The sequence below is a fragment of the Alcaligenes faecalis genome, assembly GCF_009497775.1.
GTDB classification, from domain to species: domain Bacteria; phylum Pseudomonadota; class Gammaproteobacteria; order Burkholderiales; family Burkholderiaceae_B; genus Alcaligenes; species Alcaligenes faecalis_D.
Map to the genome: position 1 here is coordinate 750,906 of NZ_CP031012.1, position 15,710 is coordinate 766,615.

Sequence of the window (15,710 nt, forward strand, 5' to 3'; positions counted from 1 at the left end):
CCATTGAAAATGATGAATCGAGCATTATAGCGCCCAGCCTCCCATGAGCCACAAGCAAGCAGGGGCTCCCGTGGGAGGACTTGTTGCAGACAGGCCGCCCTTTGGAGGAAGCGGGGCTGGAAACCGCCTCGCCAGGGCATCAGGCTGGATCGGGATCTTCAGACAGGTTCTGCTTGCGTCCTGTTTTTGTGGATTATATGATTCGTATATGAATCATATAAGGATTGAAAAATGGGTATCGTGAATATTGATGACGAGCTGCACGACCAGTTACGCAAGGCGAGCACGGTTTCATGTCGCTCCATCAATGCGCAGGCGGCTTTCTGGATACGTATGGGGCTGCTGTGCGAACTGAATCCGACCTTGAGCTTTAACGAAATTGTCGCCCGTGAAATGAAGGCGGCCGGTTTGGGTGAGCCTGCTGTGCCACTGGATCAGACGGAGCCAGCATGATCAAGACGGCAGATGAACTTGCCTTGATGGCCGAGTCGGGGCGTTTGCTGGCTCAAGTGTTTACGCGTCTGGACCAATTGAACCTGATTGGGATGAACACTATGCAGGTTAACGATCTGGTCGAGAACTACATCGTCCAGGATCTGCAAGCCCGGCCCGCCAGCAAAGGGCAGTACGGTTATGCCTATGTTCTGAACTCCTCGCCCAATCAAGTGGTGTGCCATGGCATGCCGTCCACTGCGGATGTGCTGAAAGAGGGCGATATCGTGAACTTTGATATCACCCTGGAGAAGAACGGCTTTATTGCGGATTCCAGCAAAACCTACACGGTGGGGCAGGTTACGCCTGCTGCGCAAAAATTGGTCGATGCCTGCTATATGGCGATGTGGAAGGGCATACAAGTTGTACGTCCCGGCGCAACACTAGGAGACGTAGGGTTCGCCATTTCGCAGTACGCACGCAAGAACGGCTATTCCGTCGTGCGGGATTACTGCGGACATGGCATCGGGCGGGAAATGCACGAAGCACCCGAGGTTCTGCATTGGGGGACGCCGCGCACCGGCTTGCGGCTGAAAGAGGGGATGACTTTCACGATTGAACCCATGCTGAATCAAGGCGGCCATGCGGTGCAAACGGGGAAAGACGGCTGGACCGTTCGTACATGTGATGGTTTGCTGTCGGCACAGTTTGAGCACACGGTGGCCGTGACAGAAAGCGGTGTGCGCGTATTGACGCTGCGGCCGGATGAAACCATCCCGCATTAATTAAGTCGTCTGCGGCCATTTCGTTTCCTCCACTGTCGGCTTGTAGTGTCTTATCCGATCCTCGCAGTTTGTGCGCTGAAAATGGCGGCAGCAAGTTATATCAGCCTGATGGAAATGAGCTTCTCTGTAGACATCGTTGCGGTCGCTACAGTAGTGGAGTTCCGCCATATTGCCATCGCAATATGGCTCGTTGTATAGCCATCGTGCCGAAGTATTCCGAATATAGGGTGGCAGCAGTAAACCTCTTTTTGTTTTATTGAGGGGCGGAGCAGGTCGGCGGGCGAGTCAGGTTATTCGCCGCAGGCAGAGACCAGATGCGGGGTGCAAGGGTCGTGCTGTTTGAGGAGCACGCTTGCGGTTTGTCCGGGGGACAAACCGCGCTCCGAGTTCACGACCCGCCCGCATCTGGTCTCTGACAAGGGGACCCGTGCGCAGCACGGGCGAATGACCCGCCAAGCCGACCTGCTCCGCCCCTCAATAAAACAAACGTCTGCCACCCTATTCCCCGCATTCCAGCAGCCCCAGAAACAAAAAAGCCCGACATTGATGTGATGTCGGGCTTTTCTTTAACTGCGGGTCAAGAAGCAACTTATCCTTCTACAACCTCGCCGCCTTCATCTTTCTTGACTGGCTTGACCAGATCTTCACGTTTCACGCCCAGCCACATGGAAATAGCGGCGGCCACGAACACGGAAGAGTAGATACCAAACCAGATACCGATGGTCAGTGCCAACGAGAAGTTGTGCAGGGTTGGGCCACCGAAGAAGAAAATCGACAGCACCATCATCTGGGTAGAACCGTGGGTGATGATGGTACGCGAGATATTCTGGGTGATGGACAAGTCAATAATTTCCGACACCGACATCTTGCGCTGCTTGCGGAAGTTTTCACGGATACGGTCCATCACCACAACGGATTCGTTCACCGAGTAGCCCAGCACCGCCAGAACACCGGCCAGCACCGACAGCGAGAACTCCCACTGGAAGAACGCGAAAAAGCCCAGAATGATGACCACGTCGTGCAAGTTGGCAATGGCACACGCCAGCGCCAGCTTCCATTCAAAGCGGAAACCCAGGTACAGCAAGATACCCGCGACCACAAAGGCCAGGGCCATCAGGCCGTTATGCAATAGTTCCTGCCCGACTTGAGGGCCAACAAACTCCACACGGCGCAGTTCCACGTCCGAGTGTTGCTGTTTCAAGGCCTGGATAACTTGCTCGCTTTGCTGAGTCGAGTCCTGACCGTCCAGCACGGGCAGACGGATCATGATGTCTTGAGAAGTACCGAAGTTCTGAACCTGAAAATCGGTATAGCCCAGCGACTGAATCGAGCCGCGTACATCTTCAACCTGCACGGTTTGCTGATAGTGCACTTCCATGACCGTACCACCGGTAAATTCGATGGATAGGTGAAAGCCGCGCACAATAATGAAAACAACCGCTGCGATAAACGTCAGAAAACTGATCAGGTTCAGCACCAACGCATGGCGCATGAACGGGATAGTGCGGTGAATACGAAAAAATTCCATGATGCTTTATGCCTGTAGTTGGGCCAGGCCGGTTTGCACCGGCCCTGGCGCTTTACTTCTTGTCCTGTGGCTTCCAGACCTGGCCGATAGAAATCCCTTGCAGGCGACGACGGTTGCCATACCAGAGATTGACCAGGGCACGAACCCCAACCACCGAAGAGAACATGGAGGTCAGAATACCGATCACGTGTACCACCGCAAAACCACGGATGGGACCGGAACCGAAGGCCAGCAAAGCAACACCCACAATCAGACTGGTCAAGTTGGAGTCAAAAATAGTGGCCCAGGCACGATCAAAACCCAGGTGAATGGCTTGTTGCGGTGAGGCACCATTGCGTAATTCCTCTCGGATACGCTCGTTGATCAGCACGTTGGCGTCAATGGCCATACCCAGCGTCAGCGCAATGGCCGCAATACCTGGCAAGGTCAAGGTTGCCTGCAGCATGGACAGCACGGCCAGCAGCAAGAGCACGTTGAAGGTCAGGCCAATGGTAGAGAACAGACCAATCAGGTGGTAATACAGCATGATGAAGATCGCAATCGCAATAAAGCCGTACAGCGTGGCGTTAAAGCCTTGGCGAATATTGTCGGCACCCAGGCTCGGGCCAATGGTGCGTTCTTCAATAATGCTCATGGGGGCGGCCAGCGAACCGGCGCGCAACAGCAGGGAAATATCGGCGGCTTCCTGAGCATTCATGCTGCCGCTGATCTGTACCTGGCCGTTAGGAATTTCGCTGCGGATAACCGGAGCCGTCACCACTTCACCCACGCCGTTTTCAAACAGCACAATGGCCATGCGCTTGTTGATGTTGTTGCGGGTAATGTCGCGGAAAATACGCGAGCCCTTGTTGTCCAGCGTCAGGTTGACGGTGGGCTGCTGGGTTTGCGAATCTCGACCGGGCTGGGCGTCTTGCAGGTTTTCACCCGTCAGGATGACCTGACGACGCAGCAGCAAGGGGGCACCGCCACGTTCGGTGTAGCGCTCCAGACCAAAGGGCACAGTGCCCGAGTTCAACGCGGCAACGGCAGCGGGGGAGTCTTCCACCATGCGCAGTTCCAGCGTGGCGGTACGACCCAGAATTTCCTTGGCCTTGGCTACATCCTGCACACCGGGCAGTTGCACCACGATGCGGTCGGAGCCTTGCTGTTGAATCACAGGTTCGGCCACGCCCAGCTCGTTGATACGGTTGTGCAGGGTGGTGATGTTTTGCTTGAGTGCGTTGGATTGCACCTGAATGGTGGCGGCTTCCGTCATGCGGGCGGTCAAACCGCTATCGCCGGCAGGAGTGAATTCCAGGTCAGGCATGGCGCGGCGCATTTCGGACTGGGCGCGGTCGCGTTCGTCTGCGGACGCAAAGCTCATGCGCAGGGAGTGACCATCACGCTCAATGTTGCTCACGGGCACTTTGGCCTCGCGCAGCACGCTGCGGGCATCAGCCACCATGGAGTCGTAGCGCGCTTGCAGTGCGCCTTGCATGTCCACTTGCAGCAGGAAGTGCACGCCACCACGCAAGTCCAGACCCAGGTGCATGGGGTGGGCGCCCAGTGCAGTCAGCCAGGCTGGCGACGCAGAAACCAGGTTCAGGGCGACGGTGTAGTCGGGGGCGGCCGCCGTGGAGTCCTTGTTCAATTCGCGCTCGATCAGGTCTTTGGCCTTGAGCTGAACATCGGTGGACTCAAAACGGAAACGCGCGGTGGCGCTGGGTCCGTTTTGCTCAAAATACGAGCCCGTCGTAGGAATATTGTTTTTCTTGAGCAGCTCTTCAACATGGCTGATCAGGTTGGTTTCAAGCCGGACCGTGGATTTGGCGCTGGAAACCTGCACAGCAGGAGACTCACCAAACAGATTGGGCAAGGTATAGATCAGGCCGATCGCCAGCGCGACCAAGACGATGACATATTTCCAGAGGGGATAACGATTCATGGGATATCTACGACGGGTGCAGAAATGGCAACCCCGGACCGAGGTCCGGGGTCGGAGGCATTACAGCGACTTGATCGTGCCCTTGGGCAGAACAGTCGTAACGGCCACGCGTTGGACCAGAACTTCAACAGGCTTGTCGGTCAGGTTGGCCACTTCAACGGTCAGGTAGTTGTCGTGAACTTTGCTGACTTTGCCCAGCAGGCCGCCGGAAGTGATCACTTCGTCGCCTTTGGCCAGGTTGGACACCAGGTTGCGGTGCTCTTTCTGACGCTTCATTTGAGGACGAATCATCAAGAAGTACAGCACAACGAACATCAAGATGATGGGCAGCATGCCCATCAAGGCATTTTCGCCGCCAGCAGCCTGGGCGGGGATGAGAGTCAGAATGTCAACAGCGGACATGTGGGGCTCCTGAGGATTTTTTTGTGTGGGTTGTCAAAAACTAACGGTGTATTGTAGCGGCACTTTATTGCGGTATCACAAACAGCGTGTCATTCAATGCCGCGCGCCCGATCCTGATGGAATTGCTCCCGCCAGGCCGCAAAACGCTTTTGCTCAATGGCATCACGCATCTCTTGCATGATCTGCAGATAGAAATGCAGATTGTGCAAGGTATTCAAACGCGAGCCGGTAATTTCATTGGAACGCTGCAAATGATGCAAGTAGCCACGCGAGAAATGCTTGCAAGTATGGCAGGCGCAGTCGGGGTCCAGCGGGCGGGTGTCATCGCGGTAGCGGGCGTTGCGTATCTTGATGTCGCCGTAGCGGGTAAACAGCCAGCCATTGCGCGCATTGCGGGTGGGCATCACGCAGTCGAACATGTCCACACCCTGGCTGACCCCTTCCACCAGGTCTTCCGGTGTACCCACACCCATTAGATAGCGGGGGGCATGGGTGGGCAGTTTCGGAGTGGTGTGCGCCAGAATGCGCATCATGTCTTCCTTGGGTTCGCCTACGGACAGGCCGCCAATGGCGTAGCCCTCAAAGCCGATCTCGGTCAGGCCAGCCAGGGATTCGTCGCGCAGGTCTTCGTACATGCCGCCTTGCACAATGCCAAACAGGGCGTTGGGATTGGCCAGCTTCTTGAATTCCTCACGCGAACGGCGGGCCCAGCGCAGGGACATGCGCATGGATCTGGCCGCTTCATCATGCGTGGCGGGGCGGTCATCAATCAGGTAGGGCGTGCATTCGTCGAACACCATGGAAATGTCGGAGTTCAGGGAATACTGGATTTGCATGGATACTTCTGGCGTCAGAAACAGGCGCTCGCCGGTAATGGGGGAGGCAAATTTCACCCCTTCTTCGGTAATCTTGCGCATGCCTTTCAGGCTGAACACCTGAAAACCGCCCGAATCCGTCAGGATGGGCTTGTCCCACTGCATGAAGTTGTGCAGGCCCTTGTACTTGTCCATGACCTCCGTGCCCGGACGCAGCCACAGGTGAAAGGTATTGCCCAGAATGATCTGCGAGCCAATCTCGTTCAACTCGTGCGGCATCATGGCCTTGACGCTGCCATACGTGCCTACCGGCATGAAGATGGGGGTTTGCACCACACCGTGGTTCAGGGTGATCTGGCCACGGCGAGCGGCGCCATCGGTGCTTAAAAGGTCAAACTTCAGTCCACTCATGGGGTAGGAGGCTCAATGAACATAGCATCGCCGTAACTAAAGAAGCGATACCGGGATTGGACGGCGTGCTGGTAGGCACGTTGTATGGGTTCGATCCCCGCCAGAGCCGATACCAGCATCAGCAAGGTGGACTGGGGCAAATGGAAATTGGTGATCAGCGCATCCACCCACTGGTACTGGAAGCCGGGGGTAATGAACAGGCGCGTGTCGCCTTCAATGCTGCCATCGGCGCAGCGCTGGTTCATGCCGGGCTCTTTGCTGGCGGCCGACTCCAGTGAACGTACGCTGGTGGTGCCCACGGCAATGACGCGGCCACCAGCAGCGCGAGTGGCTTCAATCTTGGCCAGGGTGGCGGCGGGGACGTGGTAGCGCTCGGCGTGCATGACGTGCTCGCTGATATTGTCCACGCGCACAGGCTGGAAGGTGCCCGCGCCTACATGCAGGGTCACAAAAGCCTGGTCTACGCCTTGCTCGCGCAAGGTGGCCAGCATGTCGTCGGTAAAGTGCAGGCCAGCCGTCGGGGCGGCCACCGCACCGGGGTGACGGGCGTAAACGGTCTGGTAGCGCGAGTCGTCTTCTTCGTCGGCCGCGTGGGTAATGTAGGGTGGCAAAGGCGTTGAGCCGTATTGCTCCAGCACGTCCAGCACAGGCTCGTGAAAGCGCAGGGCAAACAGGGCATCTTCGCGCCCGGTGCAGTCGGCCAGGACACGGCCTTCGGCCAGTTCCAGCAAGGTGCCGGGTTTGGGGGACTTGCTGGCGCGGATATGGGCCAGGGCCGTATCGGGGCCGGTAACGCGCTCGATCAGCACCTCCACCTTGCCGCCGCTGCTTTTCTGGCCATGCAGGCGAGCCTTGATGACGCGCGTATCGTTAAAGACCAGCAGGTCGCCCTTGCGCAGCAGGCTGGGCAGGTCGGTGAACTGGCGGTCATGCAATTGGCTGGCACCGTCCAGATGCAGCAGACGGCTGCCCTGGCGCTGGGCCGGAGGGCTTTGAGCGATCAGATCAGGGGGAAGCTCGTAGTCGAACTGGGCGATAGTTAAAGAGGGGTCGATGCTCATGGTTTGTCGTAAAGGGCCGCTGGCCAGAAGGCCGGGCCTGATGGGGTAACCGACTATTTTAACGCTTTGCCGCCAGATTGCTGAAACGGCCATATCCGTGGTGTTTTTCTTTCGGTATGCTTGGGTCTTTCCTGAATTGATCTGTTGGAGACGAGGGCATGGGCGTTTTAAAGGCAAAGCCTGTTTTGAGTCGTTGCAAGCATGTGGCCCTGGCCGCCTTGCTCATGGTGCAAGGCGCATCACTAGCCCTGGCCCAGGCCCTGCCGCCCGAACTGGCTTCGGTCTGGAATGCCAGCCGCTTGCCGCAATCGTCCCTGTCCATTGTGGTGGACGAGGCCGACGGCCCGCGCCTGATTGGCGTCAATCCCCAAGAGCCCCGTAACCCTGCCTCGGTGATGAAACTGGTCAGCACCTGGGCTGGTTTGTCCGCTCTGGGGCCAGAATATACCTGGCGCACCACCTTGATGGCCCAGGATGGCCTGCAGGTGGACGAGCAAGGCACTTTGAAGGGGCCTTTGTATATCAAGGCGGGGGGCGATCCTTTTTTGACCGTGCCGCAGTTGTGGGACATGTTGCGCGAGCTCCGCTTGCGTGGGGTGAAGAATCTGACCGAAGTTATTGTGGATCGTTCCATCTTCGGTAACGTCACTATCAATCCGGGCGATTTCGACAACGCGGGCGACCGTCCCTACAACGCCAGTCCCGACGCCATGATGGTAGGTCTGGGGGCGTCCCGTCTGGTGTTTCAACCCGATACACAAGCGCGCAAATGGATTGCGATTATCGACCCGCCTTTGCCCGGCGTGCGCGTACAGGGTGAAGTCGAGTGGTCAACCGCGACTTGCCCTGGCTCGCCCGTAGTCGGTACCCAGATTCAGCCCGAAGCCGGTGGCATGGTGGTCCGTGTCAGTGGCAAGGCCGCCGCTTCCTGCGGTGAGTTCAGCGTGTACCGTCTGGTGCATTCCCAAACCGACTTTTTCGACAAGCTGTTCCGCAGCCTGTGGCGCGATCTGGGCGGCACCTTGGCCCGCGACATCAAGACCGGCCGCGTGCCTGCCCGTGCTCAGGCGATTACCTGGCATGATTCCCAGTCCCTGTCTGACCTGATCCGCCTTATTAATAAGCAAAGTAATAATGTGATGGCCCGCACCATCCTGCTGACTGTGGGCGCGGAAATGAATGGTCCCGGTGCCACGGTGGCCACTGGCGAGCGCGCTGTCATGAACGTGCTGGGTCGCCAGGGCGTGAATACCGCGGGCTGGACCGTGGACAACGGCTCGGGCCTGTCCCGCAATGCCCGCGTCACGGCGGGTGGCATGGCTGACATGCTGAAAGTCGCCTGGCGCTCGAACTGGATGCCCGAGTACATTTCCTCCTTTGCGATCTCCGGTGTGGACGGCACCGTGCGTTCGCGCCTGCGCGACGACGAGGTGCAGGGCCGTGCCCACCTGAAAACCGGCACCCTGCGCGATAGCCGCGCACTGGCCGGTTACGTGCTGGGAGCCAGCGGAAAGCGGTATATTGTCGTCATGATGGTCAATGACGAACGTTCTGCCTCTGCCCGACCCTTTTTTGACGCGGTGGTGAAGTGGCTGGCAGTGCGTTAACGATCACGATAGTGCGGGCTGCTGTGCAGCAGCCCTGTTTTTAGTTAGTCCCTAATTTGATGAAGCAATCATGCCCATACACGAAATACGCCACCCTTTGATCCGCCACAAACTGGGCTTGATGCGCAAGGCAGATCTCAGCACCAAGAATTTCCGCGAAATGTCTCAGGAAGTTGCCTCTTTGCTGACCTACGAGGCGTGCAAGGATTTGCCTCTGGAACCCACCACGATTGAAGGCTGGTGCGGCAATGTGGAAGTGGAAAAGCTGGCTGGCAAGAAAGTGACGGTTGTGCCTATCTTGCGCGCCGGTATTGGCATGCTGGACGGGGTCTTGAGCTTGATTCCTGGCGCCAAAGTCAGCGTGATCGGTATCGCCCGTAACGAAGAAACCTTTGAAGCCCAGACCTATCTGGAGCGTCTGGTCGGAGAACTGGACCAGCGCCTGGCCCTGATCATCGACCCCATGCTGGCAACCGGCGGCTCCATGGTCGCCACGATTGATCTGCTGAAAAAAGCAGGCTGCAAGAATATTCGCGCTCTGGTGCTGGTGGCTGCCCCTGAAGGCATCGCCACTCTTGAAAAACACCATCCTGACGTGCATATCTATACCGCGTCCATTGATCAGCATCTGGACGAGCATGGTTATATCGTGCCGGGCCTGGGCGATGCGGGCGACCGTATTTTTGGTACTCGCCAGAAGGTCCAGGACGGCGAAGTCTAAGTCCAGAACTTGTCGTGCTTTTTTACAATCCCTTGCTAGTACGTCAGAGGGGATAGGCATAATAAAGAGTCGAACTTAAGTTTCACTGAATCAGGATGTACATGAAACTGAATGCTTGGATGGCTGCACCGCTGTTGGTCATGTTGGGCCTGAGCTCGGCTCAGGCTGGTTTGTGTGACGTCCCTTTCATGCGGGACGGCGGGCAGGTACAACTGACGGGCTCGGGCTTTCTGGCCCTGGGCGCTGATCTGGCTTTTTCCGACGTGAAAAAGCAGGGTGGCGATCAATGCCAGGCTCGCGTACAGGGCAAGGCCAGTGTGGCCCTGGCGGGTTTGCCTGCCAGCAAACCCAATATTGACTATGTCATGACCGTGCGCGATGGCCGTACCCGTTTCCAGCGAGACGATGGCCGTGGCGGTCTGGAAGCCGTTCAAGGTTCGTTTGACCTGCGCTTGTTGGGGCTGTTCTCTTACGAGCATGGCGGGCTGCAAGAAGGGCAGACCTTTCCCCGCCAGGATTTCCAGATCAATCTGGACAAGCGCGCTCAGGCCAATATCCTGCGCATTCATACCGGTGCCAAGACGGTGGGCGCCCAGCAAACCGTGCAGACCACCCTGGGCAGCTACCAGTGCTGGCCCATCCGCTATCAGCGCGAGATCGAGCCCACCCAGGCCAGTTTCAGTGGCATCAGCCTGCCCATTCCGGGGATCAATTCCCAGGTTACCGACTGGTACTGCCCGGATGTGCAAATGGTCATGAAGCAAGAAAGTATTCAGAACGGTGTACCGTCTACAGTAGATGTGACCCAACTGAAATAAACCTGTGATGTATTGTTCACAGGTTCACCGAGTATCTTTATCCTGAAAACAGCAGGCTAAAGAATTTTGTGTGGCGCTGCTATGGCGCCAGTCACTTGGCGATACGTATTTGTCGCGTGTCCCTTTCAACTGCAAGGAGTTATTTATGGCTACCAAGAAAAGTGTGGAAAACAGCGGAGACAAATTCATCGAAGAAGTGAAAGCGAGCCTGGATGAGGCCGAAAAACTGATGCGTGAGGCAGCCGAAGCCACGGGCGACAAGGCCGGTGAGCTGCGTGAAAAAGCCTTGCGTTCATTGCGTCTGACCCGGGACTCCTTGCACGATGCCCAGGAAGCGGTGGTTGACCACAGCCTGCGTGCAGCCAAGGCAACCGACAACTATGTCCATGACAAACCCTGGCAAGCCATTGGCGTGGCCGGTATTGTGGGCCTGATGTTCGGCATGCTGATCAGCCGTCGTTAATCTGTCTGTGCTCTGCGCTGCGGGCCCTTTGCGGGGCTGCAGCAGCATAAAAAGTAGCCCTGCCGATCTGGATTTAGCGATCCAGATCGGCAGCCTCTTAGAAATCAGGCTCTTGTCGTTGCATGCAATGGCAGGATGTCGCAGAGCAGGGATAAATCATGGCGCTTAGGCAAACTATCAGTCAGCTTGGTTCTACCTTGATAGGGGCTGTCAGTACACGACTGGAGCTGTTTGCTCTGGAAGCCGGGCAGCAAAAGGCGAGCCTGATCACCATTTTCAGCATGGTGTTTGGCGCACTGCTGTTCTCCACTCTGGCGGTGCTGGTTTTCAGCCTCTTGCTGGCCTTGTACTTCTGGCCGACGGATTATCGTTACTGGGCTTTGGGAGTGCTGGTCGTTCTGTATGCCGGTTTGGGAGTGGGTCTTTTCCTGGCCGTACGCCGTCGTCTGACCACAGGTCCGATTCCTTTTTCGGCCACCTTGTCCGAGTTGCGTCGCGATGTCGCGTTTATTGAGCGCTTGAGGGATTCCGAGGGAGACGGGAAATGAGCACGAAGCAAGAGAGCATGTCCGCCCAGGAGCGGGCTGTGCGTATTGAACTGTTGCGAGTCCGCGCCTCCTTGGAGCGGCAGACCATGTCGTCCCAGATCCATTCCCTGGGGGAAGACTTAAGTCCCGGCAATTTGTGGAATAGCGTCAAGCCTTCGGGTTTGAGCATGGGCGGTGTGGTGACCAGCGCGCTGTCCTTGTCGCGCCGTTATCCGTTCCTGTTGTCCGGTGCCTCGGCCGTGCTGAGCAGTTTTGGCGGGCGCTGGATGCGTATCGGGGCCTTGGCTCTGGGAGCCTGGAAGTTGTTTGATTCTTCCAAGTCGGCACGCGAGAAAGCACGTAATGTACTGGTTCCGGTACGGCGCAAAACCGATGTGGACGAGTAAGTCTGCTTGTCTGTTTGAAAACCGGCCCAGGCCGGTTTTTTTATGTTCGCTTCAAGCCCCGTGTTCTGCCTGACTGGTTTTTGAGGGCGGCAAGGCTTATGCTCCGATAATAAATAATTCCAAAACAAAGCTACCCACATCAGGAGACATAGCCCGTCATGCAGGTGCCATTACTGAATGCCTTAAGAACCTTTACGGTGTCGGCGCAAAGGTTGAACTTCACCAAGGCGGCAGAAGACCTGCTGGTCTCTCCCTCGGCAGTTAGCCACCAGATCAAGGTGCTGGAGGAGTATCTGGGCTGCAAGCTGTTTCTGCGTAAAAACCGTTCGCTGGAGCTGACGGATCAGGGCCAGTTTCTGTTTGACCGTTTGCAGCGGCCGTTTTACGAGATCAATCAGGCCTTAAGTGAATTGCGCATGCCGCACGGCAAGAGCCGCATCAATCTGTCCTTGCGTCCTTTTGTGTCCAGCATGTGGTTTACCGGGCAGTTGGGAGATTTCTGGCTGAAGCATCCGGATATTGAAATCAACTTGCTGCACAGGTTGCAGGCACCGGATTTTTTCAGGGACAACATCAATTTTGCGATTGTCTGGGGCAAGCAGGGTGACTGGCCGCAGTTGCAGACCTTGCGCATCATCCCCGGCAATCTGACGCCTGTGTGTGCGCCGTCTTATTTGCAGGCGCATGGCCAGATCACCTCCCCGGCGGATTTGAACCAGCATGTGCTGATTCACGAAGAAAATCAGCTGTGCTGGGAGCAGTGGTTGCGCAAGGCAGCGGGGCAGGCGCTGACGGCCAAGAAGAGCTTTCACATTGATGACACCAATGTGCGCATGAATGCCGTCTTGAACGGCCAAGGGGTCATGTTGGGCTGTCCGGCCTTGTTGCAGCCTTTGATCGACAAGAAGGAAATCGTCCAGCTATTCGATGTTTGCCTGGAAGAGTACGCGTATTTTCTGGCTTACCCCAAGGAGGCGAACCTTAGCCGACAGGAGCAGGAGTTTGTGGATTGGGTCGCGTCGATTGCAATTCGCTAGGCGGTAGTTGATTGATGACGTTCATGTACTGTGCTCGGTGACAGGGCTTTCTTCGCTCTTTGTTGAGCTTGTTCGCCGTTCCCGCGTCTTAAAAAAACCTGCATATTTGCAGGTTTTTTTTTATATATCGGCCTTCCCAAACTAGGCTGGATGCACATCGCACATCGCACATCGCACATCGCACATCGCACATCGCACATCGCATATCGCTCGTCGTACAGTGTTCATTGCTCATTTCTCATTTCTCATCGATTAGGGTGTGGAGCCCCGATCTGACGCGCCTGACCTGAAGCTTGATCAAGCTCCGCATAGTTCTCACACCGCTCATAACTGATTCCCAAATACCTGCACGCAGCCCTGAATCGGGTTTCACGTCGCCGTGAATTCCCACACTTTGCAGCGATTTCGACGCACCGCTTCCCCTTCACCCAGATTCAACAACAAAAAAAACTCATCGTTCCGTCAAATTTGCTCAATTTTCAAGCGTCGCTCCCTGTCGCATGATTGGCCTGACCTAATAAAAGCCATTCATGGTGCTCATGCAAACCAGAGGAGATATCGAGATGAATACCGCTCTACGCTCGCCCATTGCGATTGAAGAATTTGACCGTAGCTACTTTCAGCAGGAAACCGACGAGGTTTTCGCCTTGCCCCCCGAGTGCTTTACCTCGGAAGAGTTTTTTCAATTTGAACTGAATGCCGTCTGGAAAAAGCAGTGGTTCTGTGTGGGCCGTGCAACCGACATCCCCAATGCCGGTGACTTCTTCACTTTCGACGTAGGCAATGATGCCTTGTTCGCCATTCGCACCCGCGAAGGCGGCATCAATGTGCTGTCCAACGTCTGTCGTCACCGCAATATGTTGTTGCTGGAAGGTGCAGGCAATGTGCGCCGCATTAGTTGCCCCTTGCACGCCTGGGTCTACAACATGGAGGGCGAGCTGGTTTCCGCCCCTGGGCTGACCGATACCGGCGCCAGCTTTGATCCCAAGAGCGTTTGTCTGCCCAAGATCCGCGCCGAGGTTTGGGAGGGCTTCATCTTCATCAACTACGACGCCATGGCGCCTGCCTTGCACACCCGCCTGGGCAATCTGGGCAAGCAGTTGGCGAACTACCGCATGTCCGAGTTGAAGTCCTCCGAGCCTCTGAAGATGGAAGGTTTCGACTGGAACTGGAAGATCTTTAATGACGAGTGCTATCACTGCAGCTTCCTGCACGCTTCGTCCTGGGGCGGCATGTACGAGACCAATCCGGATCGTGTCGATGAAACCGCTGTCTTCAATGACGTGGCCAACGGCATTGTGTCCTACAACCTGCTCTCCACCCACAGGGACGCCGCGCCTACGCATACCGGCTCCATCTTGCAGCCGCCCATGGATGGTCTGACCGACCAGGAGCGGACCCAGCTTTCTTACGTAACAGTGGCCCCTAACCTCTTGCTGGTCGCCATGCCCGACAAGGTGAAGTACTTCATGTGGCTGCCCAAAAGCGCCAAACAATCCACCTACGGCGTGTCCTGGATGTACCCGCAAGAAACGCTGGAGCGCGAGGATCACAAAGAGAAGTTCGATCAGGAACACGATGATCTGTATCCCGTGATGATCGAGGACCTGTTTGCCTGGCGTCGTTCGCATCAGGGCATGCAGTCCAACTTTGCCTCCCGTGGCCGTTTGACCAATGAAGAGCTGGTTATCAAGCGTTTGCAAAACTGGCTGATTGATCTGTACCGCGCCGAAGAGCGCCGTGTGGACGAGCAAAGCCGGGTATTGCCGATCCGAGCGATTGCTTAAGGGAGCAGGAGCAGCATCATGCAGCAAACTTTGCAAACACGCGTGCTGAAGAAAACCAGGCTGTCAGAGCGAGTGGTGGGCCTGACTCTGGGTTTGCAAAACGGGGACGAGTTCCCCGTCTGGGAGCCGGGGGCGCATATTGAACTGGAGCTGGCGGTGTCGCAGACCGAGCCGCTTTACCGTCAGTATTCGCTGTGTGGCCAACAGGCCAATACCCGCGAATGGCAAATTGCTGTTCTGAAAGAGGAAGCCGGGCGGGGAGGCTCTGCCTATATCCATGAGGTGTTGCAGGAAGGTGATGCGCTGGCTGTCAGCATTCCAAAAAATCACTTTCCCTTTGCTGCAAACAAGAAGTGCTTCTTTATTGCCGGGGGGATAGGCATCACGCCTATCGTGCCCATGGTCCAGGCCGCGGCGGCTGCGGGTCTGGACTGGCACTTGCTGTATCTGGCAAGAAACGCAGCGGATTTTATTTTTCTGCAAGAGCTGCAAGAAGTGGATGCTGCGCGCATCACCACGCATGCCTCCAATCAGGATGGGCTGTTTGATCTTCAAGGCGTATTGCACGCGCTGGATGCGCAAACCGTCGTCTATTCCTGCGGTCCGCAGCCTTTGCTGACCGCCTTGGAAAACTATCAACAGGAACAGGCCGATATTGGCTGGCAACTGGTGCTGGAGCGTTTTTCGGTAGAGACCGACCCGGCCATGCTGCAAGGCAAGGGCTTTACCGTGACCTTGCAGAAGTCGGGAAAAAGCATCGCGGTAGCGGGGGATGAAACGATTCTGGCCGCCTTGAAACGGGAAGGCATACGGGTCAAGTGCTCATGCCAGAACGGCACCTGCGGTACCTGCGAGACCGTAGTGATTTCCGGCCTGCCGGAGCATCGGGATTTTGTGCTGTCGTCAGAAGAGCGGCAGCTGAATGAAACCATGATGATCTGCGTCTCGCGCGCCTTGTCGGCCGAACTGGTTTTGGATCTATAAC

16 protein-coding genes are annotated in these 15,710 nt (G+C 56.5%); 11 read left to right on the plus strand and 5 right to left on the minus strand.

All coding sequences use genetic code 11. The features are described from left to right. Positions 1-231: 231 nt before the first annotated feature. Both DUD43_RS03470 and map read left to right on the plus strand, forming a co-directional pair. Positions 232-453, plus strand: a complete 222-nt coding sequence (locus DUD43_RS03470) for a ParD-like family protein (protein WP_153229165.1) — start codon at positions 232-234, stop codon at positions 451-453. Then, positions 450-1,217 (plus strand): type I methionyl aminopeptidase, encoded by a 768-nt coding sequence (map, locus tag DUD43_RS03475; RefSeq protein WP_153229166.1) that lies wholly within the window; start codon positions 450-452, stop codon positions 1,215-1,217. The genes DUD43_RS03470 and map overlap by 4 nt, the downstream gene beginning before the upstream one ends. A 589-nt stretch (positions 1,218-1,806) precedes the next feature. Here map and secF read toward each other — a convergent pair. The 5 genes from secF to queA all read right to left on the minus strand — a co-directional run bounded on the left by secF (position 1,807) and on the right by queA (position 7,358). After that, on the minus strand, positions 1,807-2,745 hold the full coding sequence (gene secF, locus DUD43_RS03480) for a protein translocase subunit SecF (RefSeq protein WP_153229167.1): 939 nt from the start codon (positions 2,743-2,745) through the stop codon (positions 1,807-1,809). A 52-nt stretch (positions 2,746-2,797) separates the two neighbouring features. After that, a complete protein-coding gene (secD, locus tag DUD43_RS03485) occupies positions 2,798-4,669 on the minus strand; it encodes a protein translocase subunit SecD (protein ID WP_086060415.1) in 1,872 nt (623 codons plus the stop codon). 60 nt (positions 4,670-4,729) lie between these two features. Continuing rightward, a complete protein-coding gene (gene yajC / locus DUD43_RS03490) occupies positions 4,730-5,071 on the minus strand; it encodes a preprotein translocase subunit YajC (RefSeq protein ID WP_042483233.1) in 342 nt (113 codons plus the stop codon). 89 nt (positions 5,072-5,160) lie between these two features. After that, the gene (gene tgt, locus DUD43_RS03495; RefSeq protein ID WP_153229168.1) at positions 5,161-6,297 is read right to left on the minus strand and encodes a tRNA guanosine(34) transglycosylase Tgt; all 1,137 of its coding nucleotides are present in this window, start codon (positions 6,295-6,297) and stop codon (positions 5,161-5,163) included. Next, entirely contained in the window at positions 6,294-7,358 is a 1,065-nt protein-coding gene (queA, locus tag DUD43_RS03500; protein ID WP_153229169.1) for a tRNA preQ1(34) S-adenosylmethionine ribosyltransferase-isomerase QueA, read from the minus strand. The genes tgt and queA overlap by 4 nt, the downstream gene beginning before the upstream one ends. Before the next feature lie 158 nt (positions 7,359-7,516). On the opposite strand from queA, the gene dacB reads away from it, so the two are divergent. The 9 genes from dacB (at position 7,517) to DUD43_RS03545 (ending at position 15,709) form a co-directional block, all read left to right on the plus strand. Next, entirely contained in the window at positions 7,517-8,965 is a 1,449-nt protein-coding gene (gene dacB, locus DUD43_RS03505) for a D-alanyl-D-alanine carboxypeptidase/D-alanyl-D-alanine-endopeptidase (protein ID WP_153229170.1), read from the plus strand. 70 nt (positions 8,966-9,035) lie between these two features. Beyond that, positions 9,036-9,686 carry a uracil phosphoribosyltransferase gene (gene upp / locus DUD43_RS03510; RefSeq protein WP_153229171.1) on the plus strand — a complete coding sequence of 217 codons (651 nt, stop codon included), beginning with the start codon at positions 9,036-9,038 and terminating at the stop codon, positions 9,684-9,686. 101 nt (positions 9,687-9,787) lie between these two features. Further along, positions 9,788-10,504, plus strand: coding sequence for a hypothetical protein (locus DUD43_RS03515; protein WP_153229172.1), 717 nt, complete (start codon positions 9,788-9,790; stop codon positions 10,502-10,504). Positions 10,505-10,649: 145 nt separating this feature from the next. Next, positions 10,650-10,967, plus strand: coding sequence for a DUF883 family protein (locus DUD43_RS03520; RefSeq protein ID WP_042483249.1), 318 nt, complete (start codon positions 10,650-10,652; stop codon positions 10,965-10,967). A gap of 158 nt (positions 10,968-11,125) precedes the next feature. Next, entirely contained in the window at positions 11,126-11,515 is a 390-nt protein-coding gene (locus DUD43_RS03525; protein WP_009455164.1) for a phage holin family protein, read from the plus strand. Then, entirely contained in the window at positions 11,512-11,901 is a 390-nt protein-coding gene (locus DUD43_RS03530) for a hypothetical protein (RefSeq protein ID WP_035271170.1), read from the plus strand. Before DUD43_RS03525 ends, DUD43_RS03530 begins: the two co-directional genes overlap by 4 nt. A gap of 158 nt (positions 11,902-12,059) precedes the next feature. Next, entirely contained in the window at positions 12,060-12,938 is an 879-nt protein-coding gene (locus DUD43_RS03535; RefSeq protein ID WP_153229173.1) for a LysR substrate-binding domain-containing protein, read from the plus strand. Between the two features lie 563 nt (positions 12,939-13,501). Then, the gene (locus tag DUD43_RS03540; RefSeq protein WP_153229174.1) at positions 13,502-14,725 is read left to right on the plus strand and encodes an aromatic ring-hydroxylating oxygenase subunit alpha; all 1,224 of its coding nucleotides are present in this window, start codon (positions 13,502-13,504) and stop codon (positions 14,723-14,725) included. Between the two features lie 18 nt (positions 14,726-14,743). Next, positions 14,744-15,709, plus strand: coding sequence for a PDR/VanB family oxidoreductase (locus DUD43_RS03545; protein ID WP_153229175.1), 966 nt, complete (start codon positions 14,744-14,746; stop codon positions 15,707-15,709). Position 15,710: the final 1 nt, after the last annotated feature.